Raw genomic sequence first — 4,095 nt, 5'->3', positions numbered from 1 at the left:
GGCTCTGCTCGCTGCAGGCGGTCATCGCCCCTGGCGGAGAACCGCTACCCACACTCAGCTGTGAAGGCCCGGTTTGCCCGCTCCCGACTCCTGCGGGCAGACACAGACATGCCCACGGTGACGAGTCAGCTCGGCCGCTGAGCGGAAGCATTTCAGGCGGCCGCTAATGAACGCCGGATCGCGATCGTACAATCGAGTGGCGACCTCAGCGGTTTAGTTCGAGAAGCGGAACTCCACCGCGTCGCCGCAGCTAACAACCTCAGCGGACACTGGTCCGCGAGTCGCTGGCCTGATCGCGAGATAACCAGCGGCGAAGCACGTCGATCCACTCGTCGAAGGCGTCGAGGTGCGCATCATGGCTGCCGCCAGAGAGATCGACTCTGACCGTCTCGGGCCTGCGCCGGATCAGCTCGTCCTTGTCGGCATCGCTGAACATCCCGTGCTTGGCGAAAATCGCGAGCGTCGGAACCTGCAGAGCTTCCCACTCGTCCCAGCGCGGTTCATGCACAGCCTCGATCGTGCGTTGCATGACCGCGGAGTCGAAACGCGGGACGAGCCCATCATCCGTCGACTGGAGATCCGCTACCCAGGCATCAACGATCGCGTCATCACCGAGGAACTCGCGGGCAGCGGCCTCTCCCCGGAACGGAACCGGCCAGGACGCAAAGTACGCGCCGAGACCAGCAGCCTCGCGCGGATCGTCACTCCCCGACACATGACCTTCGAGCATCACGAGCCCCTCGACCAGGTCTGGGCGCGCTGCTGCTGCGAGAAAAGCAGTGTGGGCTCCCATCGACTGCCCGACGAGCGTCGCTCGACTCCCTGGGGCGAGCTCCTCGATCGCCGCCACGACGTCGCCGACGAAAGCGTCGCGGGATAGATCATCGGGAAGCCGCGTGCTCGCACCGTGCCCTCGCTGGTCCACGAGCAGGACCCGATGGTCCTGCAACGCTCGCGCCGTGCGCAGCAACTCCCGCGAGCTCCCGGCAAGCCCGTGCAGAAGCACGACGACAGGGCCGTCGCCGCCGAGGTCGGTGACCGCGATGCAGACGCCTCCGGGGCGTTGCACGACGCAGCTGGTCACGCGACCTGTAGCGGCGCGATCGCCGCGATCTGCTCACCTGCTGCGTCCTCGGCGCGGTCAAGCTCATAGTGGCTCTGCAGGTTGATCCAGAACTCGGCCGACGTGCCGAAGTACCTCGCGAGCCGCAGCGCCGTGTCTGCGGTGATCCCCCGCTTGCTGTGCACGATCTCGTTGATCCGCCGAGGCGGGACGCCGATCGACACGGCGAGCTTGTTCTGCGTGATCCCGAAGCCCTCGATGAAGTCCTCCATGAGGACCTCCCCAGGGTGGATCGGGGCAATCTTCTCAGCGGTAGTCAACGATCTCCACCTCCTCCGGTCCTGCGTCGGTCCGCACGAACCAGATACGTCACTGCAAGTTAACTCGAATGCTGTGTTGGCCCCGTCGGTCTCCGACCAGCTGCTCAAAGCGGCTGCCCGGTGGGATCCTCAAGTCCTCAACGTCCCGAGCTGCATGAATCAATTCGAGCTTTCTCAAGGTGGCACGCTGCACTGCCCGATCAACACGCTTGACGTACTACTCTTGCCAGATGCGCTCGGCGTCCTTGCTGCCCTACGACCTAATCACGACACAAGAATTTTGCCGACCTCGCCAATAATGCTAGACGTTAAATCGGAACTCCACCGAGTTCCGATGGATACGGCCATCACGCGATAGGGGCGCTACGAGCAGCGCCTCCGCTGGTCAATGCACAGATGGAGGGATCGCAAGCCGCGTGAGCCTGGCCAACCACGCCGACTCCACTACCGGATCGGCCGCAGGAGCAGTCGCTCTTTACGGTCAGGCTTCCGGCGACTGACCACCGTTCCACAACCGGCTACTTCCGCGCCATTCACCAGGTGCTCCCATGTGCGTGATCGGTATGGCCGGGACGTCAGGGTAGGCGGCGACTACGTCAGGGAGCAGATCGCCTGGGCCCGCGTCGAGACGATCGAGCAGGAACTGGATCAGCGTGAGGAGGCCGAAGGTGCGGTTGTAGTCGGCATTGACTGCGTCGAGATCGGGGTGCAGCCCCGCCGCCGGCAGCTTCGGAGTGATGGCATGCACCCTGTTGAAGAATCGCCCGTGGTGAGCACAGGTGTTCCGCACAACATTGAGCACCTTGAGCCAGCTACCCAGCTGCGGCGCACGCAGCGAACAAGCATCAGCGACCGCCTCCTGCACGCCAAGCGGAGCGAACTCGAACAGGCGGCTGAGGCTGCCCCAATCCAACTGCTCGACGGCCGCCCACACGGGAACCTGCCCGCCGTACTTCTTCTTGTGGTGAGCAACGAAGTCCTCTCGCGAGCGGCGAAGCGATTCGTTGTAGCGCCGCAACCACTTTGCGTGGGCGTGACCACGCCGGGCAACTGGCCCCAAGAGGGTGGGATCCAGATGGGCACTCGGGTCGACACGCCCTAGTTCATGACCGAGGAGAGTGCAGATCGCGAGTTCGATCGGCATGAGCGCTTCAAACGTTGCGCCTCGCAACTTGGCATCAAACTCATAGAGCGCAACAACGTCGTCGAATCTCGTGCCTGGATAGAAGTCGTCAGCGCGGCCGTCCTCGCACTTAACGCGGAAGGGGTACCAGTAGCCGCTGAGCCGGTAGTAGTTCACCCGCGCCAGTGTCTTGGCAGCAACGGCGCGGTCTTCGATGAGCATGCCCCGCCTGAGCAAGAGGTCAACCTGCTCGTCGTAGGTCTTGTACGACTTCACCTGCTCCGCCACACGCCACCGCCCCGGAAAAAATGAGGACCGGCCCTGGACCTACCGAAGTAGGCGGAACCGGTCTTAGTACTCCAGAGTGTACGCGAGATGGCATTCACCTTCAACGCCTGAGGCCGGTGATCGACACAACAGCCCCACCCACCCGCGCGACAAGACACGGACTCAGATGCCAGAGCGGAACCGAACTCCTTCTACCAGCTGGACCAAAAGATGCTTCTGACCAGGCATCTTACAAACTGAATCTCCATTCGACCACATAGCGAACATCGCTAACGTCATGACCGCTCACCCTTGACCTTGTTTGGCAGGACGGATAGGATCGCGACAAGCCTTCCGTGATCGCGAGTGCAAGATCACGGAAGGGGGATCACCCCACGTGAGCTGTGACGAGCAGCGCCTAGATGTACTGATCGGGGACGTAGATCAAACGTGAGAACGGCGGCTGGTTATCGCAGGCGCTGTGTGGCCGGTGCTGGTTGTACTGGTGCAGCCAGGCCTGCAAGGCGTCGCGGCGTTCCTGCTCGCTGCGGTAGCAGCGGGCGTAAGCCCACCCGTCGGCCATGGTGCGGTGGAACCTCTCGACTTTCCCGTTGGTCTGCGGCCGGTACGGGCGAGTCCGCTTCGGTGTGATCGAGAGTTCCTCGCAGGCGTCGCGCCACAGTAAGGAGCGGTACGCGCCGCCGTTGTCCGACAGGACGCGTTCGATGGTGACGCCGCGGTCGTCGAACCAGTCGACCGCCCGGTGCAGGACGGCGACGGCGGTGATGGCAGTTTCGTCGTCGTGAACCTCGGTGTAGGCGACGCGGGAGTGGTCGTCGATGACGGTGTGCACGAACGCGTACCCCAGCTTAGGGTTGTGCCACTTGCTGCGGGGCTTGTCCGGGGTGGCGGAGCGGTTCTTCTCGCCTTGGCGGCGGCCGACATAACGCCAGCCGCCTCCGTCGGGGATGTTCCCGAGCTTCTTCACATCCACGTGCACGAGCGACCCGGGGTAGTCATGCTCGTAACGGCGGACAGGTTCACCTGTAGCGCGGTCGACGTATGCGAGCCGGTTCAGCCGGGTGGTTGTGAGGATGCGATGCACGGTGGACGGTGCGATGCCGAGCCTGCTCGCAAGTTGAACCGGCCCCTCGCGAAGTCGCATGGGACTGCCGCACCGATAGGTCAGGTCAAACTGGAAACCGAGCCATAGGTCAGGTCAAACTGGAAACCGAGCCATAGGTCAGGTCACGCCAGGTCAAGCAGACCGCACTGGACCTGGGCATCCACGAGGTCACCCTCCACAACTGGCTGCGACAGGA

At 63.4% G+C, this 4,095-nt stretch carries 4 protein-coding genes and 1 pseudogene; all 5 read right to left on the bottom strand.

Going from position 1 to position 4,095, the window contains the following annotated elements; all coding sequences use genetic code 11:
• Nucleotides 1-259: 259 nt before the first annotated feature.
• Nucleotides 260-1,084: an alpha/beta fold hydrolase gene (locus GTW58_RS12810; protein ID WP_119933807.1), complete on the bottom strand. Its 825-nt coding sequence runs from the start codon at nt 1,082-1,084 to the stop codon at nt 260-262.
• Entirely contained in the window at nt 1,081-1,383 is a 303-nt protein-coding gene (locus GTW58_RS12805; protein WP_119933808.1) for a HigA family addiction module antitoxin, read from the bottom strand. Before GTW58_RS12805 ends, GTW58_RS12810 begins: the two co-directional genes overlap by 4 nt.
• A gap of 49 nt (nt 1,384-1,432) precedes the next feature.
• Nucleotides 1,433-1,576 carry a type II toxin-antitoxin system RelE/ParE family toxin gene (locus GTW58_RS12800; RefSeq protein ID WP_232818141.1) on the bottom strand — a complete coding sequence of 48 codons (144 nt, stop codon included), beginning with the start codon at nt 1,574-1,576 and terminating at the stop codon, nt 1,433-1,435.
• Between the two features lie 288 nt (nt 1,577-1,864).
• The gene (locus tag GTW58_RS12795) at nt 1,865-2,782 is read right to left on the bottom strand and encodes an Abi family protein (RefSeq protein ID WP_232818142.1); all 918 of its coding nucleotides are present in this window, start codon (nt 2,780-2,782) and stop codon (nt 1,865-1,867) included.
• Between the two features lie 409 nt (nt 2,783-3,191).
• Nucleotides 3,192-3,962 (bottom strand): annotated as a pseudogene (locus GTW58_RS12790) (IS481 family transposase); the annotation flags it as partial.
• Nucleotides 3,963-4,095 lie beyond the last annotated feature (133 nt).

This window comes from Kocuria subflava (assembly GCF_012163155.1).
Taxonomy (GTDB): Bacteria; Actinomycetota; Actinomycetes; order Actinomycetales; family Micrococcaceae; genus Kocuria; species Kocuria subflava.
Note: the sequence above shows the minus strand (reverse complement) of the source record. Positions and strands in the feature narration are given on the sequence as shown.